The organism is Paraburkholderia fungorum (assembly GCF_046027215.1).
Classification (GTDB): domain Bacteria; phylum Pseudomonadota; class Gammaproteobacteria; order Burkholderiales; family Burkholderiaceae; genus Paraburkholderia; species Paraburkholderia fungorum_D.
In genome coordinates this window covers 1,726,836-1,751,338 of the sequence record NZ_JAQQEN010000001.1, presented here as the reverse complement: position 1 = coordinate 1,751,338, position 24,503 = coordinate 1,726,836, and the positions used below count along the sequence as shown (strand labels likewise).

Genomic DNA, 24,503 nt, shown 5'->3' with positions numbered 1-24,503 from the left:
TCGCGGACGCCGTGTAACGGACGCCGTGTAACGGACGCCGTGTAACGGACGCCGTGTAACGGACGCGTGTAACGGACGCCGTGTAACCCTCTGACGTGCTGACATGCCAGTTGGCATGGAAGAAGGATAGGGACCTTCCCGCCTGGATGCCCCCCTCCCATGTAGGGGGGTTGCCGCAGCCCAATATGCCGACCGGGGGGCGTCGCCCCTATGCCAATGGCGGACGCGGCACCGGCGTCAGGGTGACGCCGTGCCTGCCGCGTGCGGGAAAGGCCGTCGCACGGGCGTCGCCTCGCGCAACGGCCTCGTTGCAAACGGTTACGGGACGGCGCCTCGGTCGCGCGTGGCGCTATTCTCTGGCGAGAACTTGCGATGCCGCGCTCTGCGGTACCTTCCGATGATTCAGCAGGAAGTATGACAACGCGGGAATCAGCACGAGCGCGCCCACCATGTTCCACACGAACATAAAGGTAAGCAGAATGCCCATATCAGCCTGGAACTTGATCGGCGACCATGCCCACGTCACCACCGCGACGGCAAGCGTGACGCCAATCAGCGCAATGACCTTGCCGGTAAAGCTGAGCGCTCCACGGTAAGCGTCTTCGAGCGAAGCGCCCTGCCGCAGCATCGTCAGTTGAACACTGACCAGGTAGAGCGCGTAATCCACGCCAATGCCGACACCCAACGCGGTCACCGGCAGTGTCGCGACCTTCACGCCGATGCCGAGCATCACCATCAACGCCTCGCACAGAATCGACGTAATGATGAGCGGCACGACGGCCACCACCACCGCGCGCCAGCTACGGAACGTAATGAAGCACAGCACGATGACCGCGGCATAGACGAGCAGCAGCATCATCCGGTTGGCCTTCTCGACCGCGATGTTCGTCGCCGCCTCGATCCCGGCGCTGCCGGCCGCCAGCAGGAACTGGCGGTCACCGGCGTTATGCTGGGCCGCGAACGCTTCGACCGTCTTCACCACCCGTGCCAGCGTCTGCGCCTTGTGGTCAGCGAGGAAAGCGACGACGGGTGCGACAGCGCGGGCGCCATCCACCAGTTCAGGGTTCGCGACATAGGCGTTGTTGACGGCGTCGGTCGATATGGCGGGATCGCGGCTGATGGTCATCCAGCGCGGATCGCCTTCATAGCCCGCCGCCGTGTAGCGACGGCTCAGACTGCTGATTGAGGTCGTCGTCTGCACACCCGGCAGATCCCGCAACTGCTGCTCGAGGTTGTCCATTTCGATCAGCGTCTTGAAGTCGTTGATCCCGCCGGGCGGCGTCTTCGTGATCACCGCGAACTGGTCGGTCGACAGGCGATAGTGGCCGGTGATGTACGCGTTGTCGCGGTTATACCGCGAGTCCGCGCGCAACTCGGGCGCCCCCGGATCGAGATCGCCGATCTTCAGATGCTGGCCGATGAGCAGCCCTCCTGCCGTGAGCATCCCCGCTACCAGCACAGCCCCGCACGCATAGGGGCGGCGCGTGAACGGCATGAGCAGCCGGATAAGCGCGTTCTGATCGCCGGCACGCAAACTGCGCGTGGCAGCGGCGCGCGTCACGCCGGTGTAGGACAGCAGCACCGGCAGAAACACCAGATTCGTAAAGATCAGCACCGCCACGCCGACGCTGGCGGCAAGTGCGAGGCCGCGGATCACCGGAATGTCGATGAGCATGAGCACGGCGAATCCCACCGCATCCGCCAGCAACGCGGTAAGCCCCGCAAGAAACAGGCGGCGGAACGTGTAACGCGCCGCCACATAGCGGTCCGTGCCACGCCCGATATCCTGCATGATGCCGTTCATCTTCTGGGCGCCATGCGATACGCCGATGGCAAAGATCAGGAATGGCACCAGAATCGAATAGGGATCGAGATCGACGCCCAGCAGCCGAACGATGCCAAGCTGCCACAGCACCGCTGTCAACGAACAATAGATGACGAGTGCCGTGCTCCGGACGCAGCGTGTATAGGCGAAGATCACCGCCGCCGCAATCGCCGCCGCGATACCGAAATAAACCGCGATCTGCATCAGCCCATGAATCAGGTCGCCCACCACCTCGGCAAAGCCGATCACGTGAATGCTGATGTCGTCGCCGGCATACTCAGCGCGGATCTTCTCGATTGCGTCGTACACCGCGCGCGCGTCGAGCGGTTTGCCCGTATCCGCATAGTGGTCGAGCAACGGCACAAAGATCGTGCTCGACTGCTGGTCATTGCCGACCAATGAACCGACAATGCCGGCCCGCGCGACGTTCGTGCGCAGTTGACCGAGGCTGCCGGCCGATCCGTCATAGTTGTCCGGCATCACCGGGCCGCCCTGGAAGCCGTTTTCCGTCACCTCGGTCCACCGTACCACCGGCATCCAGAGCGACTTGACGAACGACCGGTCGACGCCCGGAATCACGTAGATCTTGTCATTGACCTGCCGCAGGACCTTGAGATACTTCTGGTCGTAGATGTTGCCTTTACGGTTTTCGACCACGATGCGCAGCGAGTTGCCGAGGCCACGCAGGGAGCCGATGTTCTCGAGATAGTTGCGGATGAACGGGCTCGACTGCGGCATCATCCGTTCGTAGCTCGCACTGACGGTCGACTTCGCCGCCTCAAAGCTGAGGAACGCCGTCAGGATCGCACACAGCACGACGATCCATAGCCGATGATTGAAAATGAGCCGCTCGAGGCGCGAGCCGGATTTCGATTCGAAATCCTCACGGTTCTTCAGAACCGGCATTGAATCGATTCGTTCAGTGTTCAGTGACATACCTGTATTCTTTATCCTGAAGCGGGTGCGATTACCGAAGCGCGGCGAAACTCACGCCATCGAGACCTGACAAAACCAGCGTGCTGCCCGCTAATGCCTGTACCGCAGTGATGAGCGTCGGCCGCGTGGACTTCGAAAGGTGAAGCGCGTTTGCCGATGCGTCAGCGGTTGCAATCTCACCGGCGCTGCTCACGAGCGCAAAAGTGCGAAGCCCTGGCACATAGCTCGCGCCGGTCACGGTGCCATGCAGCGGACTTTGCATCGCACGCCATGTGGCGCCGCGATCGGCACTGCGATAGACCGTGCCGCGCAGCCCGTAGGCGAGCAGCACGTCCTCGTTGCCTGTCACGCCAAAGAAGCTTCCTGCATAGCCTGTATCAACGCGATGAAACTTTCCCGTGTCCGGATCGAGCCAGAAGACGGTGCCTTTTTCGGCGGCGATATACACCTTGCCCGCCACTTCACGGATCGCGTCCAGATGCAGAAACTGTGGATTCTCGATACGCTCCAGAATGGGAGCCCAGGTTTTCCCGCCATCGTCGGTCGCGATAGCCATGCCGAACGGCCCGACGGCGAATCCATGCAACGTATCCCGGAACACCACGCCGAGAAGCGGCAGCGACGGTCCCGCTTTGTAGTTCAGTACCAGTTGATCCAGGTAGGGTTGCAACGTGGCATCGCCGGCAGCAATGCGCGTCTTGTAGTTTTCAATCAGCGCCGTGGCGGCCATGCGGCCGTCGAACTGCTTGATCCAGGTCTTACCGCCGTCGGCGGTGTGGAGCACAACGCCATCGTGGCCGACCGCCCAGCCTTCCAACGCCGTCGGAAAGCTCAGCGCGAGCAGATCGCTTCTGACCGGCGAGCTCACCTGGGTCCACGTCTTGCCGTTGTCGTCCGACATCGCAATCAGGCCACGCATGCCGGCCACAACAAGCCGCGTTCCTGCACGCACGACCGACATCAGGGGTCGCCCAGCGATGCTTCGGTGCATCACCGCAGCCTCATCCAGCGGATCGACAAACGGATCCTTGTGCAAAACCACACCCGCGCTCTGGTGCGCGCTCGTGTCCGACAACGATTGCGCCGCGACTCCGCCAGAGCTCGCCATCATCAGCGCGCCCAGCAGCAGACTCCCGCGGGCGATGCCCACAAACGTTTGCTGAAACATGTTTCACCTTCGATCATCCGATGCCTTTTCCAAGGCATCCGCAATCATGTCGTATCGGGTCCCTGCACTCCCGGCCGGAGGCGGCGTGCAGCCGCCATCCAGCCGGGAAGCAGTCCGTACACTACCCGCCGGACTGCGGTGCGAGCATTAGCGGAGGCCGGTTCCCGCCATGCCTGCTGGCGTAAACAGCATCGGCTTTTCCAGTTTTTCGGCCACACGGACTTGCATGGGACCACTCAGGCTAGCCGTACCGGCGACAAAGTAGTTCCCCTTTTGCAGGTCGTAGAAGCCCAGCGAAGTGGCGAAAACGCCGCCGCCATCGTCGTAGTAGTTGAATGAATAGTCGAGACCGACGCGCCACAGCTTGCCATCCTGGCCGAAGCCGTCTGATTCGCTGAATGCCCAGCTATCCTCGTCGACATAGAAGACCCGCTTCGAATACGCATGTCGCGCATCAGCCTTCAACGTGGCTTCCACGACCCAGACACGATGCCGCTCCCAACGCACCGCATCCGGTTTGGTGTGCTTGGGTCCGAACAGGTCATCCGGCGGAATTTGCGAAAGCTTGTAGTTGTTATACGGAATGAACACTTCCTTCTTGCCGATCAGCTTGAAGTCGAACCGGTCCATCCGGCCACGGAAGACCGCAGCCTCGTCCCAGAACGTGACGCCACCGTAGCTCGCCGCAGGGGTGTCGTATTTGTAGTCGGGCGCCATGCGGGTGCGACGTTGCGCGGGAAAATACGCCCAGGTCGTCTGATCGGCTTCGGAATAGTTAATCGGGTAGTCCACCAGGATCGACGTTCCTGCCGTCGTCGGCGGGGTCTTTTGTTGCACCCACAGCCGGTCATATGACCCGGTGAAGTTCTTGCCCGCCAACGCGCGGTCGTAGTACGGCCGGAATTCAACAATATCCAGAACCGGCAGATCGGTGCGTCCTCCCGAGGTATCGACCAGAAAGGCGCCCACGTTCCTCGCGTCGTATTGCGTGCGCTGATAGTTCAGCAGCGCGTTCCACATCACCTCGTAGCCGTTCTTTGGAATCGGGAATGGAATCCCGCCGAATGCACCCTCCACGCCGTCGCCCTCGATCTTGCCGGTCAGCTTCGCGCTGGTGGCGTTCTTCAGCGTGTTGTCGAGCACCCATTGGGGATAGCGGATCGTGCGATGCGTCGGATAGACATCGACGCGGTAGTCGGGAAACCGCTTGAGCAGCGCCTGCACGCCCGGTGTCAGCTGGTCGGCATATTGCGACATGTTCGCCGCGGTGATGCTGAAGGCGGCCTTTTCACCTTTGAACGGGTCGGGCCATTTGCCGCTATTGGGCACAAAGTCCGCCGGTGCCTGGGTAAGGCCACCGGTGTACTCCGGAATCGTGCCGTCGGCACTCGCCGCCTTCTGGGCGCCAAACGCGGTCAGCGTAGTGCCGAGCTGTTTGGCCTCGTCTGCCGATACCGCCGCGAATGCGCCGGCGCCGTGCAGCGCCACCAGACCGGCAGCAGCCAGATGAATCCAGATCTTCATGAATGTCTCCACTATCTTGTTGGTGCGAATCAGAACGACGATTGAATCGTCAACGACACCCACGGGCGGTCGTTGAGATCGACCAGCCCGGCGGCCCCGCTGTTGTCATAGGTCAAGCCGCTCGGGGTCGTCGAAGTACCATTTACGTGCGCGTGATAGCCGTTGTAGGCCAGCGTGACCGTGGTCTTCTGGCGAATCAGTGCCTGGACGCCAATGGAGTAGATAAAGAAGCCCTGCCCCCCGCCCGCTGGGCCAGGGTTGATCGGATTGTTCCCATAGAGGCCGCCCGTGATCGAGGTCGGCATACTCAGATCCACGCCCGGGAACACCTGAAGCCATTGCGGCTGGAATACGACGCCGGCGCCCACATAGTTTTTGGTCGAACAGCCCGCCCACTTGTTGTTGGAGGGGCAGCCGCCATAACCCAGACCGTTATAGATCGACGCATTCTGAGTCACGGACATGAGATGCGTGTACGACAGTTCGGCAATCAGCGTACCCGTATCCCAAAGGGGCGAACGCGACAAAGGCACGATTGCATTGGCGACCAGGTTCAGCACATCACCCTTCGCGCCTTCCGTCTGGGTCGCTATGTTCGAACTCAGCGCGGTGTTGAGGGCCGTATTGCGCCGGTAGGATGCTTCGAATCCCGTGGCCACGCTGCCGATCGTCGTGTCGAGGCTATAGCCGAACAGCTGGACGCCGCGGTTATAGGCGAGGTGGTAGTCGGTCGGCAGGGAGGTATGCAACGCCGGGAAGCTCTTCCAGTCCGACAACACCCAAGGCTGCGCTTCGTCGAAGCGGCGGAAATAGAAACCCATCGCGCCGTTCATGAAACTCGGCGTCCAGCTCGTCTTGAGGCCGAAGTTGTTGTCCAGCTGCGGCGGCGTGTTAGCCGTGCCCTGGGGGATGACATACCCAAACGGGCCGCCCGGCGGCAAACCAAACAGCGGACGCACCGCGCCTGGCAACGTCGTAACAAAGAGGCCCGATGGCCCCTGGGCAACCGCGTCGTTCGCCTCGAGGTAGGTGCCCCCCGTGCCAAGACGATTCGCCTGCCAGCCGAGTTCGTACTGTCCCGACACGGACACCTGCGGTGTCACCTGTGCTGTCAGGCTGACCTGCGGACGCGGCAGGAGCAGTTCCTTGGTCTGCGTGCCCGGCGAGTTAAGTGCCTTGATCCCGTCAGTCGCGCCCTGCCCATACGAAATGCCCTGGGTGGGAGACAGGAGGGAATTACCCCAGTACTCGGTAAACTGCCCGGCCTTGAAATAAATCGCCTTGCCGCCGATCTCCGAGTTGTAGAAAGCGAACCCATCCAGCAGCTGCGCGCCCTCTACGTAGTATCGGTTCGTATAGGAGCCGTACTGCCCGTTCGGATAGGCCCTGATCGACTGATAGGTGACGCCGGGCGCATACATGCCCGGGTTCGTCGCGTCGCCGCTGCCGTAAGCAAAATCCTTCCATGCCGAGCCCGACAGTTTGAAACCGACGTACCCCTGATAAGCCGCGGTGAACTCGGACACCGCCGACAGCCGGTTGGTGACAATGTCGCCGGCGTGCTTGAATTTGTAGTCCCCGTCATCGAAGTTCGGATTATTTCCGATCATCGGATCGACGCCCTCGGTCCGCATACCGATGTTGTAGCTAACGGTGTTATCCCAGTTGACTTCCCAGTCAGAAGATCCCGTGTCGATCCTGAACGCGTGCGCGTAGATCGGCATGACGGCCGACACCAGGCCCGCCAGAATTGTCAGCCTCGGCAGTTTCTGCACCCAGTCCCCTTGCTTTGTCTTGCGAAACATCTTTTTGTCTCCTGTTGTCCTGCCGGCTGAGTTCACACTCACGCGCAAACCCCGATACTCTTATTCAGACAGGGCTACGCCGGTTGCCGCTGCGGGTGAATCAGGCAATCTCGATCCACCGTCTCGACGCCCGCTTGTATCGAACTCAACGCAGACTTTTATGTTGTTAGTCACGTCTCAACCTGTCACTGCGATCCTCAGTCGACCTCCTCTGAAATCTCGAACGATGGATTTGCTTTTCCATACGACAGCCGTATCAAACAGCTAAGTGTCAGATTGCCAGCACTCCCCTATCCCCTCCCCTGTAAAAAGGAGGGGGCGGGTTTACTAGATAGCTTGCAAAGGGCAGCACAAAAGAAAAAACGGCGCCCGCGTGGCGCCGTTTTCTGCGTATGGACGAAGGGGGAGTCAGCCAGTCAAAACTGATCCTCGGCGAGCGCCAGTACACCTTCACCGCCCCGTCCGCTGAGGATTGTCAATTCGAGCGCTATCGCCTGGGGCAACACGTGCGTGGCGTAGAAATGCGCCGTGGCGATCTTCGCGCCGTAAAACGACGGATCGTCGGCCATCCTGTCCGCCGCCACCAGCAGCGCTCGTGCCATTTGCCAGCCGCACAGCACGATCCCGGTCAGCTTCAGGTACGGCACGCTCCCAATGAACGCCGCATTCGGATCACTCCTGAAGTGCGCGATCATGAATTCGATTGCGTTCGCGAACGCGCCCCGGCCCGCCGCAAGATGGCGATGCAGCGCCGGGAAGGCAGCACTCGACTCATACGAAACGTGTGCCTGCAGCGCCGCGAGCGTTTGATCGATCTGCGCAAGAATCGTCTTTGCGACCTCGCCGCCGTCGCGCACCGTTTTACGGCCGACGAGGTCGTTGGCCTGGATCGCCGTGGTGCCTTCGTAGATCGGCAGAATGCGTGCATCGCGGTAGTACTGCGCGGCGCCTGTCTCCTCGATGAACCCCACGCCGCCATGCACCTGCACACCGAGGCCCGTCACTTCGAGCGAAAGCTCCGTACTCCACCCCTTGATGACCGGCACCAGAAATTCATAGAGCGCATGATGTTCGGCGCGCGTTGCCGGGTCCGGATGACGATGCGCCATGTCGCAATGGCCGGCCGCGACGTACGCGAGTGCGCGCGCCCCTTCGGTTAGCGCGCGCATCGTCGCCAGCATGCGGCGCACCTCCGGATGATGGATGATCGCGACCGCGTGCCTCGCGGAACCGTCGGAGGGCCGACCTTGCACCCGCTCCTTCGCGTAGGCGGCCGCCTTCTGATACGCGCGGCCCGACACACCGAGGCCCTCCATGCCGACCGAAAATCGCGCCGCGGTCATCATGATGAACATGTATTCGAGGCCACGGTTTTCCTCGCCGATCAGATAGCCGGTCGCACCGCCATTGTCGCCATACTGCAGCACGGCAGTCGGGTTTGCCTTGATGCCGAGTTTGTGTTCGATCGATACGCAATGCACATCGTTGCGCTCGCCGAGCGAGCCGTCCTCGTTGACGAGGAACTTGGGGACGATGAACAGGGAGATGCCCTTTACACCTTCGGGTGCGTCGGGGGTGCGTGCCAGCACGAGGTGGACGATGTTATCCGCCATATCGTGCTCGCCCCACGTGATGAAGATTTTTGTGCCGAATATCTTGTAACAGCCGTCGCCCTGCGGCTCAGCTCGCGCGCGCAGGAGCGCCAGATCGGACCCCGCCTGCGGCTCGGTCAGATTCATTGTGCCGGTCCACGTACCCGACACCAGCTTGGGCAAATACAGTTGTTTCTGTGCCTGCGAACCGGCAATCAACAACGCTTCTATTGCGCCGTCCGTGAGAGACGGACACGCTGAAAACGACAGATTCGCGGCCTTCAGCATCTCGAGGCAAGGCGTCGCGATTAGCTTCGGCAGCCCTTGGCCACCATATTCGACCGGATGCATGACGCCCTGCCAGCCGCCTTCGGAGAACTGACGGAAGGCCTCCTTGAAGCCGGCCGTCGTCGTCACCTTGCCGTCGAGCCAGGTGCTCGGATTCCTGTCGCCTTGTGCGTTCAACGGCGCCACCACTTCGCCGCAGAACTTCGCGATTTCCGCGAGCACGGCCTGCGCGGTCTCCTCGGTCGCGTCTTCGAAGCCCGGCAACGTCGCGACGCGGTCAAGACCCGCCAGTTCTTTCATCACGAACATCATGTCCTTGAGTGGCGCGATGTAGCTCATGGTCTTTCTCCTCTTTGGAATGGGAAACTGGGGCACGTGCTGCGACCCGTCCGCGTGCCAACGCGCACCGCTCCTCTGGCATGCAGGGCGGCAGCACGTCGAAGTGGGTCCAGATTTAAGCATCTTTCAAGCGCTGTGCCTCCCCCTCGTAAAGACGGGGCGCCCACGCGCGGCATGCGCGGTTCGCACGCCGACAGAGACGGGAAAGTGGCTGGCACGTCGCCCCCCCCCCGAACGGAGGGTGACATTTCACTCGAATCGCGATACATGTCTTACGGGTGAAGCATCCTGTAGATCTGCACACGAAAGGACACAACAACGATGACGGACAACCACAGCAGCGATACCCGCGGCGTGCTCAGCTATCCCTGCGGTACGCCGCCGGAGCGCGGCGATACGCGCGAGGTCGCACCCGGTGTGCAGTGGATACGCATGCCCCTGCCCTCGGCATTGACCCACATCAACCTGTGGGCGATCGCGGACACGGATGGCTACACGTTGATCGACACCGGCGTCTACAACGAGGACACGACTGCCGCGTGGAACGAGGTGCTGGACGGGCCGCTCGCCGGACAGAGGCCAAGCCGCGTCATCGTCACGCACATGCATCCTGACCACGTCGGGATGGCGGGATGGCTCACGCGCAGGTTCGAATGCCGCCTCTGGATGACGCGCCTCGAATATCTCAATTGCCGCGTGCTGGTGGGGGACACCGGTCGCGCAGCGCCGGACGAGGCGATCGCTTTCTATCGCCGCGCGGGCTGGGATGAAAACGCGATCGGCGCTTACCGGCAGCGCTTCGGCGGCTTCGGCAGGATGACGTCGCCACTGCCAGATAGCTACCGGCGCATCCAGGATGGCGAGGTGATTCGCATCGGCCAACACGAGTGGGAGGTGGTGGTCGGTTCGGGCCATACGCCCGAACATGCGTGCCTGTACTGCCCGTCACTGCGACTCCTGATCTCGGGCGATCAGGTGCTGCCGCGCATTTCTTCCAACGTCTCCGTGCATCCGACCGAGCCCGATGCCGACCCGCTCGCCGATTGGCTCGCATCCATCGAAAAGATCCGGCAGCGGGTGCCGAACGATGTGCTGGTACTGCCCGCGCACAATGAACCCTTTGTCGGACTGCACGAACGGCTCGATCGTCTCGCGTCCAGTCAGCGGCGCGTGCTCGCGCGACTGCACGCGGCATTGCAGTCGCCGAGCCGAGTGATCGACGTATTCGGCACCCTCTTCGCGCGGGCGATCTCGTCGACGGATGCTTCGCTGCTGGGACTCGCTACCGGCGAGAGCATCGCCCACCTGAACTACCTCGTGGCCCGTGATCAAGCCTCGATCGAGACGGACGGGGACGGCGTCGCGTGGTATCGGGCCCGCTAACGGCGGGCCCGATATGTAGCGCCCGCGCTACTTCGCGTCGGGCCTGTCGCGTTCACGCTTCCATTCGCTCTCGTCCATCGCGAGGCGGAAGCCAAGATGCGACATACCATTCATCGGATCCGTACCACGCCGCGCACTTGTCCGGTAGCTCATGCAGTACGTCTCGCTGCACAGAAACGAGCCGCCACGGGTCACGCGAGCGGGTGCGTAAGCGGTCTCGCCCAATGCCGGGTCAAAACTGTTCGACGGGCCTTTCGGGTCCGTGACGACGCGCGCACTCGCCGCTTCGATACGAAACGCGTCCGCGCGATACCAGTCGCCGACCCACTGCCAGACGTTGCCGGCCATGTCGTACAGACCATAGCCGTTCGGCGCGTAGCGGCCAACGGGCGAGGTGCCGACCTGCACCTTTTCATGGGTGCCGCGCGCCGCGGTAACAGGAAATGGCCGGGACGCGTCGTCCCACGTATTGGCCATCTTCTTTCCGCGCGGTGCAAATTCGGCTCCCCACGCGTAGTCGGCCTGCTCGAGACCGCCTCTTGCCGCGTATTCCCACTCCGCCTCGGTGAGGAGCCGCTTGTGTGCCCACCGTGCGTAGGCTTGCGCATCCTCGTAGGACACCTGCACTACGGGATGTTTGTTTTTTCCCGTGATATTGCTATCGGGTCCAGTCGGATGCCGCCAGTTTGCGCCCGGAACGAACTTCCACCAGCGAGAATAGTCCTCCAGCGGTACGGGCGCGTCTGTTCCGGCAAACACCAGCGCCCCTGGCACGAGCACGCTGTCGGCAGGCTTCGGGGTACCCGGCGGCAACTGCACGGCCAGGTCCTCCCAGCGCGGCTTGCGCTCGGCGGTCGTCACGTAGCCCGTCGCAGCGACGAAGCGCGCGAAATCCGCGTTGGTGACGTCGTAGCGATCGATCCAGTAACCACTCACTTTCACCCGATGAGCCGGGCCTTCGTTCGGCTGAGCGTGCTGGTGATCGCTTCCCATGGCGAACTCGCCACCGGGAATCCAGACCATGTCGCGCGGACCGGTTTTGCCATCGCCAACGCTGAGCGCAACGGGCTCCTTGTTGTATTGATAGGCCGCGACAGCAGAGCTTAGAATGAGCGCGGCCAGCACCGCTGCGAACCCGATGTGTTTTCGTCTCTTTGCTGGAATCATTCTGAAACCTCTAATCAAGCGTTACACCAAAACCGATGGACGCACCGGTGTCTAGCTCACCGATATGAAGCACCGATGATCGAGGCGACGTCGCCGGGAATCCGGACGATATTGCGCAAGCCGGCCACGCCGTCGGCCACGCTGAACGCAGCCGGTTCCTCGCTGTACTGATAGACAGCGAACGCACAGCCCAATGTGAGGACGGCCAGCGCGGCCGTGATCCAGATGTGCTTTCTCTTCCTGGGTGAAGTCACGTCCAAACCTCCGTCATCGATGGCCGTACCGGCGCCCGTGAGAGCGCCGGCGTGCGTCATTGCTTCAAGGAGATCTGGGTGCGCGGCGGGTACTTCTTCAGCACCTCGCGATAACGCTGAAGCTCTCCGGCTATGGGAATAGCCGCCGGAATATGCCGGATGCTGACCGTCTCGTCTTCCTTCGGATTGGTGTAGAGGTTGAACATCAGAGCCGTCCACGGCTGTGCGATCGTGCCGCTGAAGCCTCCGTTATACCCGGCTTGAGTCACCGAATCAGCAAGCTGCACCTTGATCACGAACTTGAACTCGTCGACCCGAACCGCTGCTATTTCGTCGTTCCAGAAGTAGAAAATGCTCCGGCGGTTCGATACGCCCTTGTCAGCCAGCAGGAAGGAGGTCTGATCGATACCGTCGATATAGGTCGTGGCAGGAACCTGTTTCGCCAGCGCCGCACCCGGTTGCCCGGCAAGCGACAGCGACGTATTGAACAGGTCGGCGAAGTCGAACAACCCGTCGGACTTGCGCGCGGGAATCATGCCCTTCCAGTACACAAAAAACGGACTGCGCACACCGCCTTCCCACGTCGAACCCTTGCCGCCGCGGAACATCGTCTGGCCGTGCGGCGGAACCTCTTGCTCTGGACCGTTATCCGAGGCGAAGAAGATGACCGTGTTATCCAGTTCGTTATTGGCCTCAAGCGTATCGATCATCTTCTTGAAGAGGTCGTTGACTTCGACCATGCAGTCGCCGTACGTCGTGCGCGATGCCGAACGCCCGCGGTAGTAGTCGTTCGGATAGTTGTCGAAGTGACACGCACGCGGTGCGTAATAGAGGAAGAAGGGCTTCTCCGCCTGCTTCTGGCGGTTCAGGAAGTCGACCGTATAGGCGAGCCACTTCTGGTCGAGATCCTTGATGGTGTCGGTGTTGATCTCGTACAGGTTCTCGATCTTTCCGCCCTTCACCGCATGCACGTCGCTCTTGTTGAACGGCAGATTGCGAATGGCGTTGTAGCGATCGGGGCTCAGTGCGATCTCCGGGTTGTACTCCGGGTCTCGCCACTCCGTGTACATATCGGACACGGACAGAAAGCCGCGGAAATCGTCGAACCCGACGTTTTGCGGCTGCGAGCCCACGTTGTCACCCATGTGCCATTTGCCGACCGCCTGGGTCGTATAACCCTGGCGCGACATCAGTTGCGCAAGCGTGGTGAGCCCTTCCAGGCCGCCAGGCTGGCCGTACATAGGCGGCACCTGAATGCCGTGATGCGCCATGTTCTGGCCGGTCATGATCGTAGCGCGCGTGGGCGAGCAGCTCGGCTGCGAGTAGGCCGAACTCAGAACCAGGCTCTGGCCGGCGATACGGTCCACATCCGGCGTGTCGTTTCCGACTGCCCCGCCGCCGCCGTTGAAGCCGAAATCGCTGTACCCCACATCATCGAGCAGAAAGATGACGACATTCGGCCGCTTGCCCGTCTTCTGCTGCAATGCCTCGAGCTTTTGCCGCGCCTCGCGGTTCTGCTCGGTATTGTCGATAACCGGCTCCATGTTGTCCGCCACCTTGACGGCTCGACGGGTCAGGTATTGATTCGGCTGGTTATAGCCGGGCATCCCCTGAACCCTGGTCGGTTCGGTAATGGTCGGTGCGGCAATTGAACTGACGGCCCCAAGTGTCGCCCCAAGTGCGACGCAGAACGCTATCGGCATGATGCGTTTCACGAAAACGTCTCCTGTTGTTGTACATATTCTTCACACGCGAGTGTTCGGCCCGCGTACCTCACTGACCGCGCTTGAGCAGATCCGGCAACGCGTCCAGATGAAAGCCTTCGAACGGAACGTTGTTCCGGTGTGGCGGGCACGTCCAGTGACTACGCGCATTAGGCCCACCGCCATCCACGCGGATGCAGGTGCCGGTGATGAACGCCGCTGCGGGCGATAGAAGGAACACGATAGCCGCCGAGACTTCGGCCACGGTGCCGTAGCGCTGAGCCGGTATCGTTTTCGTGAAGCTGAGAATGGTCGATGCGGCTTCGCCGGAATAGTTGTCGAAGCCGCTGGAAGCGATGAGACCGGGCGCGACGCTGTTCACCCGAACGCCGGATGCAGCCCACTCGGATGCGGCACTTTCGGTCAACGAATGCATGCCGGCGCGAGCCGATCCCGAATGTGCGAAGCCGGGCAAACCATTCCACATGTCGGCGGTCATGTTGACGATCGAACCGCCGTGCTGCTCCATCCAGCGCACAAACACTTCGCGCATGAAAATGAAGCCGCCGGTTAGGTTGTTGCGCACCACCGCGTCGAAGCCCCGGGACGAAATGCTCTTGAGGGGAGAGAAAAACTGGCCGCCGGCATTATTGACGAGACCGTCGATACGCCCGTGATCGGCCAATACCGCGTCGACGGTCGACATCACTGTTGCGTCGTCACGGATGTCGCAGATGTGCGACGACACGCTGCCCCCATCGGCCTCGATCTCCGCCTTCACCCGTGCGAGCTTTTCGGCATTGCGTCCAACGATGACGACGCGCGCACCAAGCGCCGTCAGTTCATGCGCGGTACAGCGGCCGATACCGCTACCGCCACCGGTCACGATGACCACCCTGCCCTCGAACAGGCCGGGCCGGTAGATGGATTGATAAGGCATGAACGTTGCCCGATGAGCGCGGCTGCCAAAAGCGCACAAGAACCTGTGGGTCCTTTGTGCGTCCCCGGCGGGCGGACCGCATGCTACCCGCCCTGCCGCACCAGCGGCTACGGGCGCGCGCTGTCCATCTCCTGACTTTTGCGCACCCGTGCCGAAGCGGCTTTAGATGAACGAGCCAATACCCGTCAGCGCGCGCGAGATCATCAGCTTCTGGATCTCCGTCGTGCCGTCCGGAATCGGAATCACGATCGCTTCACGCGCAAGACGCTCGACGTTGAACTCCTTCGTCAGACCGTTGCCACCATGCAGTTGCACCGCGTCTCGGCACACCTTGACCGCTGCCTCGGTGGCGAACCACTTGGCCATCGACGACTGCACATCGCAACGAACGCCTGCGTCCATCATCGAGAAGGCGCGGAAGCACATCAGACGCGCCGCATCGGTCATCGTCGCCATTTCGGCGATTTTTTCCGCAATCAGCTGATGGCCGGCGATTTTCTTGCCGAACTGCTTGCGCTCCGTTGCGTAGGCGATCGACTCTTCCAGCGCGGCACGCATGAGGCCCACCGATAGCATGCCCACGTTGGCGCGTGCCTTTTCGAACGTCTTCATCGTGTTCTTCAGCCCCTCGCCGATTGTGCCCACCACATTGGTGACGGGCACACGACAGTCGGTGAGGAAAATCTGCGCGGTGGATTGCGAGTTCAGCGCGATCTTTTCGATGTTGCGCGACTCGTACCCATGCTCCTTGCGATCGACGAGGATGTGCGTCAACTCCTTCTCACCGGTGCGCGCCGTGACGACGATCCAGTCCGAGTAGTCGCCGTTCGAGATCCACGTCTTCTCGCCATTGAGAATGAAGTGGTCACCGTCGCGCCGTGCCGTGACCTTGATGTCCGCCACGTTCGAGCCGACGTCCGGCTCGCTGATGCAGAAGCTCGCGAACCCGCGCCCGGCCAGCATGTCGGGCAGGTAGCGTTCGCGCAGCGGCGACGGCAGGTCAGCGGCGAGCTGCGTCATGCCCTTGTTGATCATCACGCACAGCCCGATATCGACCGACACCGTGACGAGCTCTTCGAACAGCATCGCTTCAGTGACCATCGACAGGCCCATGCCGCCATGCTCTTCCGCGAGCGATGCGCCAGGCAAACCGAATTCCGCAATGGCCATCGTGATCTCGCGCATCTTCTCCTTGAAGATGAAGCGGTCACGAAACTGCTTGGCGATCGGGCGAATCTCGCTATTCAGAAACTTGCGGAAACTCTCCACCGCTTCGCGCTGGTATTCCGTCGGCATTTCAATATTCATGGTTTTTCTCTGCAGTAACCGTAAGTTCGGGAATCAAACCCGGCCGAGGATGGCAATGTGTTCGGTGGCTTCTTCGACACGCCACAGACCGCCACCATTGCCCTGAATCGCGAAGCGCGCGCCTTCCACCTGGCGCGGACCGCAATTGCCGCGCAACTGGTCGACCAGCTCGAAGATCTGTCCAAGGCCGGTCGCGCCGATCGGATGGCCCTTCGATTCGAGGCCGCCCGACGGATTGACCGGAATCGAGCCGCCGATCGTGGTTTCGCCGCGTTCGGCGAGGATGCCGCTCATGCCCGGCTCGCGCAGCCCCAGACCTTCGAACAGCATCAGTTCGCCGATCGCCGACGCATCGTGCAGTTCGGCCACATTGATTTCGCTCGGGCTGATACCAGCCTGCTCGAATGCATCTTTGGCAGCGAGCGGCGTGCAGGCGTTTGCGTGGTCGTCGGCGGCACGCGCCGAACCCGAGCGCATCACGCTAGCCATTACCTTGATCGCACGGCTGCGATCGAAGCCGTATTTCTTCAGGGCAGATTCTGTGCACAGGATTGCCGCGGCGGCGCCGTCGGAAATCGGCGAGCACATCGGCAGCGTCATCGGGTACGTGATCGGCGGCGCGGCGAGCACTTCTTCGATGCTCATCGGCTTGCGGTATTGCGAGCGCTCGTTGTGCACCGAGTGGCCGTGATTCTTCGACGCCACCGCCGCAATCTGGCGCTGCGTAACGCCGAAGCGCGACATGAAGCCCCGGCCGAGCGCCGCGTAAACATCCATGAACGGGCTATACGGTTTGTCGGACTGCGAGCCCGGCGGCGGCACGATATCCTTGCCCATGTTCGCCAGGTAGTTCTTGTTTTCCTCGAGCGTCTCGATGTCCCACGCCGACTCGAAGCACGAGAACATCTTCGCCTTGTCGTTCGTGTACATCTTCTCCGCACCCACGGCCAGCACCACGTCGGCCGCACCGGCACGCAGTTGCATGACACCCAGATTGAAGGCCGCGCTCGACGACGCGCATGCGCCTTCGAGGTTGTAGATCGGAATGCCGCCAAAACCCATCGGCAGCAGCGCGACGTGACCGCGGATCATGTGCTGACCGTCGAAGTGACCTTGCGTCGTGTTGCCGAAGAATGCCGCCTGCACCCACTTGCGGTCGCACGCCGCATCCTTGAGCGCATCTTCTACGGCCCATGCCGTCAGTTGCTTGACGCTCTTGTCCATGTGGCGACCGAACGGCGTCATGCCAACGCCGACGATGTAGATATCTTCCATGTTTACCTCAGATGTTTTCTTAATGTTGGTAGCTTGCCGGCAGCGCCGGGACGTTCGCGGGGCCGGATGCGCCCCTCGCCGCTCAATAGCCCTTGAATTCGGGCTTGCGCTTTTCGACGAACGCGCGCAGGCCTTCCTGAATGTCGTACGAGCGCTGATGGTTGCGCAGTTCCAGAACCTCGTGACGCAGCGCGTCCGCGATCGACTTGTCGGCGGCTTCGTCAGCCACCCGCTTCATCCGGGTAAGCACGATGGGACTCTTGGCCGCGAGCTTCTCGCCGAGCGCCTGGACGCGCGCCTGCAATTCCGCGTCCGCCACCACTTCGCTGACGAGGCCGTAGGTCTTCATGTCTTCGGCCGGCAGCGAATCGCCGGTGAACAGCAAGTACTTGGCTACGTTGACGGGCACCTTACGTGGCAGGAGCGCCGCACCGCCGCCGCCCGGGAACACGCCGAAGTTCGAGTGCGCATCGCCAAAGCGCGCGCTCTGCGCCGCGATCACAAAGTCGCAAGCCATCACAGCTTCGAGGCCGCCGGCCAATGCGATGCCGTTGACCGCAGCGATCACGGGCCGCGGGAAGGCGCGCAGCGTGTTGAAAAACACCACGATCGCATCGAGAAAGTCCATCTCGCCAGGCGCGGTCGGCGCGCCGACCTGTTTGAGGTCGGCACCCGCACAAAATGCGCGACCGGTGCCGGTCAACGCGACCACGCGAACCTGCGCGTCATCTTTCCACTCGACCAGCTTGGCCGTCATGCGATCCACCATGCCGCGCTCCAGCGCATTCATGGCCTCGGGCCGCGCCAAAGTGATCCAGCCGACGGAACCCCGTACTTCAAACGAAACGCTCATGCTGTTCTCCTCGATTCATGCCATTTTTCAGGCGATACGTAAGCTGCATGACACCCGTCCGCACGTGGCTGGACGCGCACGCCCCATACGTGCTGCGGCGCTTGCGCACCGGTGGTGTCACTCGTGCATTGCTACGATAGGGATTTGAGTCGATGGATTCCCCTCCATTTGCGGGGGGGATCAACGGGTAGGCAACGGCCTCTGGGCCGCCGCGCGACGCGGAAGACCCGTCAGGCGCGACTTGTGAGCTGCCGATCTTGCATAAAGGACGTGCTAGCATGCAAACAGGATGGGTGCCGCCAGCCATCAGGCGCTCGCCCGGTGCGGTTGCTGCGCGCCATTGCGTGTGCCTTGGTGAAAACCCTCGCTGTTCAGTTTCTCCTTGCCACCGTACGCTCCCGGGCCACGCACCCGCGCGAGAACGCGCTGGTGGCAATCGACCCCAGAAAATTTCCGACAATGCATTTCGACGATCTGCTCGTGCAAGCGAAGTTCGCACCGCCACGCATCGGCACGCGACACATCCCACGCAGGCAACTACTTGACCGGCTGCGCGAAACCCAGCATTGCACGATCACGCTTGTCACTGCGGGCGCCGGCTTTGGAAAGACCATCCTGCTCGTGCAGTGGCGCCAGGAACTGATGAAGGCCGGCGCCGAAGTCGCATGGCTCGCGCTCACCCAGGACGACCGGCGCGGCTCGGTGTTCTGCCGCTACCTGCTCGCCGCATTCAAACGTCTTGGCATCGAGGTAGACGACGATACGCTGGCGGAGGACGACCACGGCGCAAGATCGATCGAAAACGTGGTGGCGGCGATCATCGCCGGCGCGCAGGAACTCGCCAAGGACATCTATCTTTTCATCGACGACTACCACCACGTCGAAGACCCGTGGGCGCATCAGTTGATGCAGAAGTTGCTGACCCACAGCCCTGGCAATCTGCACATCGTGATCTCGTCGCGCGTGGCGCCTGCGTTGAGCATCAGCCGGCTGCGCGTCTACGGACAGGTGGCCGAGGTGGACTTTTCGGATTTGCCGTTCAGCCGCGAAGAAGCCCACGCGTTTTTCGAGCAGAATCTGAGCACGATGAAGCTCACCGCCGATGAACTGCGGCTGATCCAGGACATGACCCAGGGATGGCCGGCGACCCTGCAACTCATCGCCATCATGTTGCGCAGCCGCCCGGGTACACGCGAGCAGTTGCACGCATTCCTGTGGCGATCGGGCGATCTCCAGGCGTATCTCGCCGAAGATGTCATCGCGCAGTCTCCACCGGCCCTGATCGCTTTCCTGGAGTCGATCTCCATCTTCCGGCGCTTCAACGCCGATCTCGCCGCGTTCGTTGCCGGCGCGGAGAATGCAGCCGATCTGCTGCGGCGAGCCGAGGACGAAAGCCTGCTGATCCAGCGCGTCGAGTCAGACGATCGCTCGCCGTGGTTCCGGTTTCATCCGCTGCTCGGCGAATTCCTCGCCGCGCGGCTTGCGCAACGGGGCAAGGATGCCGTCGAAGCGCTGCATCGTCGCGGCAGCCAATGGTTCGCCAGCCACGACCTCCTCGTGGAAGCGGTCCGCCACGCCAATCTGGGCGGCGACGTCGAGTTTGCCGTCAACGCCATCGAGCAAGCGGCACCGGCCAACTGGAGCCTCAGCTATGTCGGCGCAATGGTGCATCTGCTCGAGCACCTGCCACAGGAAGCACTGTCCGCTCACCCGAGGCTCTTCTTTCTGGGCTGCCTCACGTATGCGCTGACGGCCCGACCCTCGCTCGCGCAGCGCTGGCTCGAGCAGCTTCGGCGCACCGATATGGCGAGCCACCCCGCCGCCGCGGTGCACCTGGCGCTGGCAGAAGCGGCTATCGCCACGCAGCGCGATGACAATCAACGCGTCATTGCACTACTGGAGCGCCCGCGCAGCGAATGGCCTGACAACCGGATGCTGAAGTACCTCTATCTCGGCGCGCTGGCAAACGCGTATGCCCGCAATGGCCGCGTCAAGGACGCGCTGAGACTGCTCAATGACAACGCGGTCATGGCCGAAGACCACGGCAGCGAAATTGCGCTGCTCGTCGAGGCAACGCTGCCGACCATCTACCTGGCGCAAGGCAGGGTGAGCGAGGCAGTCCACCTGGCATCGGCTCTCCTCGAACAGGCGGAATCGTCCTATGGGCGGCATTCGGTGTGCGCGAGTACCTGTGCGGCGATGCTGGGCGAGGTGTACTACGAACTCGACCGCATCGATGACGCGCGCGAGGTCCTCGCCAACCGGGCGCGCATCCTGCGATCATCGTGGCCGGAGGTCATGATTCAGGCCTCCTTATGCCATGCGCGGCTGGATCGTCTGCAACAGGATTCCGCGGCGGCGCTCGCCTTTCTCGATGTCCAGGCAGCGCACTTCCACGGTCTTGGCCTCGCGAGGCCGATGGGGTACATGCTCGCCGAACAGGCGCGCATCCTGCTTGCCGACGGCGATCACATTCGCGCCGACGACGTAGTCGCAAGACTATGCGCGCTCGGCGAGGCGCACCGCGGCGCCAGCTTCCACGCGGAGCTTTCGGCGATCGCTGCGTTCGCGCGCGCGCGGCTCGCACTGGCAAACTTCGATGCCAGTCAGGCGCTCCATGCGCTCGATGAAGTCCGGGCGTTCGCGCGATCGTTCGGGCGCGAGCGGCTGCTCGTGCGGGCGAACCTGCTGGCGGCCGTGAGCTTCGACAATCTCGAGCAGCACGATGCGGCAACCCAATGCCTGACCGATGCCGTGCGCTCGGGCGCGAAACTTGGGCTGATGCGAGCCTTCCTCGACGAAGGCGAACGGATCGGTCCGTTGCTCGCAACGGTGCGTCACGAACCGGCCCTCGGCACGCAGGCCGCGCACTATCTCGACACGGTGCTCGACAAGCTCGGCACGGCCCCCGTTCGAGTCAGCCCCTCGGGTACTGCCTCGCTGGCCGCGCAACACGTGAGCCTCACGCCGCGCGAACTCGAAATCCTGTTGCTGATCTCGCAGGCCATGTCGAACAAACGCATCGCGCTGACGCTCAACATCACGGTCGGCACGACGAAGTGGAACGTACGGAATATCCTCACCAAGCTCGGCGTCTCGACGCGCTACGACGCCATGATGTGGGCGCGCGAGCACGGATTCATCCAGTAGCCGACCGATCAAGCGGGCCGTGGATCGCCATGTCCGCCCTCGCATTCGCGCGCCCTTCAGCACGCGCCGGAACGTACACGCATGCCCGCCCGCGTGCCCCTGCCCGGAATAGGGGGATCACAGCTTCGGATCACAGCCAGGACCGCCATCCGCCCCCTCCTGCTTGAGGGGGTGTGCCGCAGCATGCGGCTGTCTATCATTAGGCAGACTACAAACATAGCGAGACAAACGATGGCGTCAAACAAGCAAGGGCCGCTCACCGGCATCCGGGTACTGGAAATCGCGGGCATTGGCCCCGGGCCTTTCTGCGGGATGCTGCTCGCCGATCTCGGCGCAGACGTGGTGGTCGTCGATCGCGTCAATGCCGACACTGAGCGCGTGGATGTCGGCAACAATGACATCGCGAGCCGCGGCAAGCGCTCGATCGCTGTGGATCTCAAGACGCCCGAAGGCGTACGCACCGTGCTGGAACTGGTCGAACAGTGCGATGCGCTGATCGAGGGCATGCGCCCCGGCGTGATGGAGCGCCTCGGCCTCGGCCCGGACGTCTGTCTGCAGCACAATCCTCGTCTGGTTTACGGCCGGATGACCGGTTGGGGCCAGAGCGGACCGCTCGCCCATGCGGCGGGACACGATCTGAACTACATCGCGCTGTCTGGCGCCCTGTGGTACGCGGGCCAGCCGGGCGAGCCGCCCGTCACGCCGCCAAGCCTCATCGGCGACGTGGGCGGCGGCGCCATGTACCTCGCCGTCGGGTTGCTGGCCGGCATCATGAGCGCGCGCGCGACGGGCCAGGGTCAGGTGGTGGATGCCGCTATCGTCGACGGCACCGCGCACATGATGACGCTGCTGCTGACGCTGCAGGCTTCGGGCAAGATGACGCCCGCACGCGGACAAAGCCTGCTCGACGGCCCCCACTGGTACAACACCTACCGCTGCGCCGATGGCGGGTTCATTTCGGTGGGTTCGCTCGAGCCCAAGTTTTACCAGCAACTACGCGAGAAGCTGGGTGTCGCCGACGATCGCGCCTTCGACAACGGCTACGATTCGCGCAACTGGCCAACGTTGCGCGAGCGTTTCGCCGAACTCTTTGCAAGCCGCACGCGCGACGAATGGTGCGCGCTGCTCGAAGGCACGGACGCCTGCTTCGCGCCGGTGCTGACTCCCGACGAAGCGGCGGCGCATCCGCATATGAAGGCCCGCGAGGTCTATACCCGCGACGGCGGCATCCTGCAGGCCAGCCCGGCGCCCCGCTTCTCCGCCACGCCTGCCGCCCGCCCCGGCGCAATTCCCCGCCGTGGCGAACATACCGACTCGGTACTCAAGGACTGGCAAGCACGCTGATCCGGCCAGGCTCTTTCTGCGCAGCGCAGGGGCTGCCGATCCGTGCGCCCGCGCGGCGCGGACGATGGCTCCCAAAACGCGCTTGTACCCCATACCAGGCCCTCGATAAAGGCAAGGCAATCATGACAGACATATCCACTGCATTCCTGACAGAACAACAGATCCTGATCCGAGACTCCGCACGGCGCGTCGCTACCGAGATCATCGCGCCGACCGCCGCCCAACGCGATGCCGCGTCGGCATGGCCATACAGCGAACTGAAGGCGATGGCGGAACTGGGCTTTCTCGGCATGCTCATTCCCGAAGAGTACGGCGGTACGGGCGCCGGCGTGCTGGACTTCTGTCTGGCACAGCACGAGTTCGCCGCTGTCGACGCTGGCCTCGCCACCATCGTCCACGTGCACAACTTCACGGCGATGACCATCGCCGAACACGGCACCGAAGAACAGAAGCGGCGCTACCTGCCGGCGATGGCACGCGGCGAATCGATCGGCGCGTTCCTCCTCACCGAGCCGCATGCCGGTTCCGATACCGCCGCGCTGCGCACGGCAGCCCGCCGCGACGGCGACCACTACGTCCTGAACGGCGCCAAGCAGTTCATTTCGAACGGCAGCGAAGCGGGCGTCGGCGTCGTCTTTGCGATCACCGACAAAACAGCCGGAAAACGTGGTGCAACCACGTTCATCATCGACCCGAAGCAGCCCGGCTATCACGTGACGCGCATCGAGAGCAAGCTCGGTCAGCACACGGCGCATACGGCCCAGATCGCGCTGGAAGATTGCCGCGTGCCGGCCGAAAACCGCTTGGGCGATGAGGGCAACGGCTATCGCACGGCGATGGGGGGACTGGCCGACGGCCGCATCGGCATCGCCTTTATCGCCGCGGGCGCCGCGCGTGCTGCGCTGGAGGCCGCGATCAAGTACGCCGGCGAGCGGGAAGCGTACGGCGCGCCCATTGCCAGGCTCCAGGGCGTGGCATTCGACCTGGCCGATATGGCCGCGCAGGTCGACGTCGCGTACCAGTACTGCCTGTACGCCGCGCGGTTGCGCGATTCCGGCGTCAACTGCATGAAAGAGGCATCGATCGCCAAGCTGTTTGCCAGCGAAATCGCCGAGAAGGTCTGCTCGGATGCGCTGCAGATCCACGGCGGTTACGGATACCTCACCGACTTCCCGGTGGAGCGCTATCTGCGCGATGTGCGGATCTGCAAGATCTACGAGGGCACCAGTCACATCCAGAAGCTGATCATTTCGCGTAACCTGGCTTAACGCGCTGGCTTAACGCGCGCTGTCGTCCTCGGGCGCCTGGGGTCACGCGAAAGCCTGGCCCCCGTCAAGGCGCGCGGCAGGATTACCGGCCAGCCCCAGGCCGTGCCACCGGGCATAGGGATAACGATGACATCCCGCCAAACGTGCCCGCCGTTGATGTCCTTCAGGATGCCGTCGCCCCCATGCCGATCCCCCACGGAACGGGTCTCTTCCGGGATATCGGCCAGTCTCCGCTCTCTTGACGTTCGAATGCTGGTAAGTTAGCTTCCGCTCATCCGTTTGGCACCCCTCAATCAGAGGAAGGACGTATTCGCGCGGAACACGGATGTAAACGGTTGCCTCTCGCGCGCGAATCATCCGTTGCATCGACTAGGTGACGAC

Annotated in this window: 16 protein-coding genes; 4 read left to right on the top strand and 12 right to left on the bottom strand. The window is 62.6% G+C overall.

What is annotated here, in order from left to right:
* Window positions 1–349 precede the first annotated feature (349 nt).
* The 5 genes from PQR27_RS07720 to PQR27_RS07700 form a co-directional block, all read right to left on the bottom strand.
* Window positions 350–2,761, bottom strand: a complete 2,412-nt coding sequence (locus PQR27_RS07720; RefSeq protein ID WP_408398015.1) for an efflux RND transporter permease subunit — start codon at window positions 2,759–2,761, stop codon at window positions 350–352.
* A gap of 31 nt (window positions 2,762–2,792) precedes the next feature.
* Complete coding sequence (locus tag PQR27_RS07715; RefSeq protein WP_408226475.1) at window positions 2,793–3,929, bottom strand: WD40/YVTN/BNR-like repeat-containing protein; 1,137 nt, start codon at window positions 3,927–3,929, stop codon at window positions 2,793–2,795.
* 147 nt (window positions 3,930–4,076) lie between these two features.
* A complete protein-coding gene (locus tag PQR27_RS07710) occupies window positions 4,077–5,453 on the bottom strand; it encodes a DUF1329 domain-containing protein (RefSeq protein ID WP_408226472.1) in 1,377 nt (458 codons plus the stop codon).
* A gap of 29 nt (window positions 5,454–5,482) precedes the next feature.
* Window positions 5,483–7,258, bottom strand: a complete 1,776-nt coding sequence (locus PQR27_RS07705; RefSeq protein ID WP_408452737.1) for a DUF1302 domain-containing protein — start codon at window positions 7,256–7,258, stop codon at window positions 5,483–5,485.
* A 416-nt stretch (window positions 7,259–7,674) separates the two neighbouring features.
* Window positions 7,675–9,477 (bottom strand): acyl-CoA dehydrogenase, encoded by a 1,803-nt coding sequence (locus tag PQR27_RS07700; protein ID WP_408523056.1) that lies wholly within the window; start codon window positions 9,475–9,477, stop codon window positions 7,675–7,677.
* Window positions 9,478–9,798: 321 nt separating this feature from the next.
* Here PQR27_RS07700 and PQR27_RS07695 point away from each other — a divergent pair, with 321 nt between their 5' ends.
* Window positions 9,799–10,860, top strand: a complete 1,062-nt coding sequence (locus PQR27_RS07695) for an MBL fold metallo-hydrolase (protein WP_408523055.1) — start codon at window positions 9,799–9,801, stop codon at window positions 10,858–10,860.
* A 27-nt stretch (window positions 10,861–10,887) separates the two neighbouring features.
* Here PQR27_RS07695 and PQR27_RS07690 read toward each other — a convergent pair whose 3' ends face one another.
* The 7 genes from PQR27_RS07690 to PQR27_RS07660 form a co-directional block, all read right to left on the bottom strand.
* Window positions 10,888–12,027 (bottom strand): formylglycine-generating enzyme family protein, encoded by a 1,140-nt coding sequence (locus tag PQR27_RS07690; RefSeq protein WP_408226460.1) that lies wholly within the window; start codon window positions 12,025–12,027, stop codon window positions 10,888–10,890.
* Window positions 12,028–12,083: 56 nt separating this feature from the next.
* Window positions 12,084–12,281: a hypothetical protein gene (locus PQR27_RS07685; protein WP_408226456.1), complete on the bottom strand. Its 198-nt coding sequence runs from the start codon at window positions 12,279–12,281 to the stop codon at window positions 12,084–12,086.
* Between the two features lie 56 nt (window positions 12,282–12,337).
* Window positions 12,338–13,996, bottom strand: a complete 1,659-nt coding sequence (locus PQR27_RS07680; RefSeq protein ID WP_408226453.1) for a sulfatase-like hydrolase/transferase — start codon at window positions 13,994–13,996, stop codon at window positions 12,338–12,340.
* A gap of 58 nt (window positions 13,997–14,054) precedes the next feature.
* On the bottom strand, window positions 14,055–14,924 hold the full coding sequence (locus PQR27_RS07675; protein ID WP_408226450.1) for an SDR family oxidoreductase: 870 nt from the start codon (window positions 14,922–14,924) through the stop codon (window positions 14,055–14,057).
* A gap of 162 nt (window positions 14,925–15,086) precedes the next feature.
* Window positions 15,087–16,232 carry an acyl-CoA dehydrogenase family protein gene (locus PQR27_RS07670; RefSeq protein WP_408226447.1) on the bottom strand — a complete coding sequence of 382 codons (1,146 nt, stop codon included), beginning with the start codon at window positions 16,230–16,232 and terminating at the stop codon, window positions 15,087–15,089.
* Window positions 16,233–16,265: 33 nt separating this feature from the next.
* Window positions 16,266–17,507 (bottom strand): thiolase family protein, encoded by a 1,242-nt coding sequence (locus PQR27_RS07665; RefSeq protein WP_408226444.1) that lies wholly within the window; start codon window positions 17,505–17,507, stop codon window positions 16,266–16,268.
* 82 nt (window positions 17,508–17,589) lie between these two features.
* A complete protein-coding gene (locus PQR27_RS07660) occupies window positions 17,590–18,360 on the bottom strand; it encodes an enoyl-CoA hydratase/isomerase family protein (protein ID WP_408226441.1) in 771 nt (256 codons plus the stop codon).
* A gap of 354 nt (window positions 18,361–18,714) precedes the next feature.
* Between PQR27_RS07660 and PQR27_RS07655 the strand changes: the two genes are divergently transcribed.
* The 3 genes from PQR27_RS07655 to PQR27_RS07645 all read left to right on the top strand — a co-directional run bounded on the left by PQR27_RS07655 (window position 18,715) and on the right by PQR27_RS07645 (window position 24,122).
* Window positions 18,715–21,510, top strand: a complete 2,796-nt coding sequence (locus PQR27_RS07655) for a winged helix-turn-helix domain-containing protein (RefSeq protein WP_408511616.1) — start codon at window positions 18,715–18,717, stop codon at window positions 21,508–21,510.
* Window positions 21,511–21,741: 231 nt separating this feature from the next.
* Window positions 21,742–22,854, top strand: a complete 1,113-nt coding sequence (locus PQR27_RS07650; RefSeq protein WP_408226435.1) for a CaiB/BaiF CoA transferase family protein — start codon at window positions 21,742–21,744, stop codon at window positions 22,852–22,854.
* Window positions 22,855–22,976: 122 nt separating this feature from the next.
* Window positions 22,977–24,122 (top strand): acyl-CoA dehydrogenase family protein, encoded by a 1,146-nt coding sequence (locus PQR27_RS07645; RefSeq protein WP_408226432.1) that lies wholly within the window; start codon window positions 22,977–22,979, stop codon window positions 24,120–24,122.
* Window positions 24,123–24,503: the final 381 nt, after the last annotated feature.

Excerpts from the sequence above, each read along its gene's own strand:
- PQR27_RS07660 (WP_408226441.1), bottom strand. The coding sequence starts at position 18,360 with ATGAGCGTTTCGTTTGAAGTACGGGGTTCCGTCGGCTGGATCACTTTG.
- PQR27_RS07710 (WP_408226472.1), bottom strand. The coding sequence starts at position 5,453 with ATGAAGATCTGGATTCATCTGGCTGCTGCCGGTCTGGTGGCGCTGCAC.
- PQR27_RS07715 (WP_408226475.1), bottom strand. The coding sequence starts at position 3,929 with ATGTTTCAGCAAACGTTTGTGGGCATCGCCCGCGGGAGTCTGCTGCTG.
- PQR27_RS07690 (WP_408226460.1), bottom strand. The coding sequence starts at position 12,027 with ATGATTCCAGCAAAGAGACGAAAACACATCGGGTTCGCAGCGGTGCTG.
- PQR27_RS07650 (WP_408226435.1), top strand. The coding sequence starts at position 21,742 with ATGGCGTCAAACAAGCAAGGGCCGCTCACCGGCATCCGGGTACTGGAA.
- PQR27_RS07670 (WP_408226447.1), bottom strand. The coding sequence starts at position 16,232 with ATGAATATTGAAATGCCGACGGAATACCAGCGCGAAGCGGTGGAGAGT.
- PQR27_RS07645 (WP_408226432.1), top strand. The coding sequence starts at position 22,977 with ATGACAGACATATCCACTGCATTCCTGACAGAACAACAGATCCTGATC.
- PQR27_RS07700 (WP_408523056.1), bottom strand. The coding sequence starts at position 9,477 with ATGAGCTACATCGCGCCACTCAAGGACATGATGTTCGTGATGAAAGAA.
- PQR27_RS07695 (WP_408523055.1), top strand. The coding sequence starts at position 9,799 with ATGACGGACAACCACAGCAGCGATACCCGCGGCGTGCTCAGCTATCCC.
- PQR27_RS07705 (WP_408452737.1), bottom strand. The coding sequence starts at position 7,258 with ATGTTTCGCAAGACAAAGCAAGGGGACTGGGTGCAGAAACTGCCGAGG.
- PQR27_RS07665 (WP_408226444.1), bottom strand. The coding sequence starts at position 17,507 with ATGGAAGATATCTACATCGTCGGCGTTGGCATGACGCCGTTCGGTCGC.
- PQR27_RS07720 (WP_408398015.1), bottom strand. The coding sequence starts at position 2,761 with ATGTCACTGAACACTGAACGAATCGATTCAATGCCGGTTCTGAAGAAC.
- PQR27_RS07675 (WP_408226450.1), bottom strand. The coding sequence starts at position 14,924 with ATGCCTTATCAATCCATCTACCGGCCCGGCCTGTTCGAGGGCAGGGTG.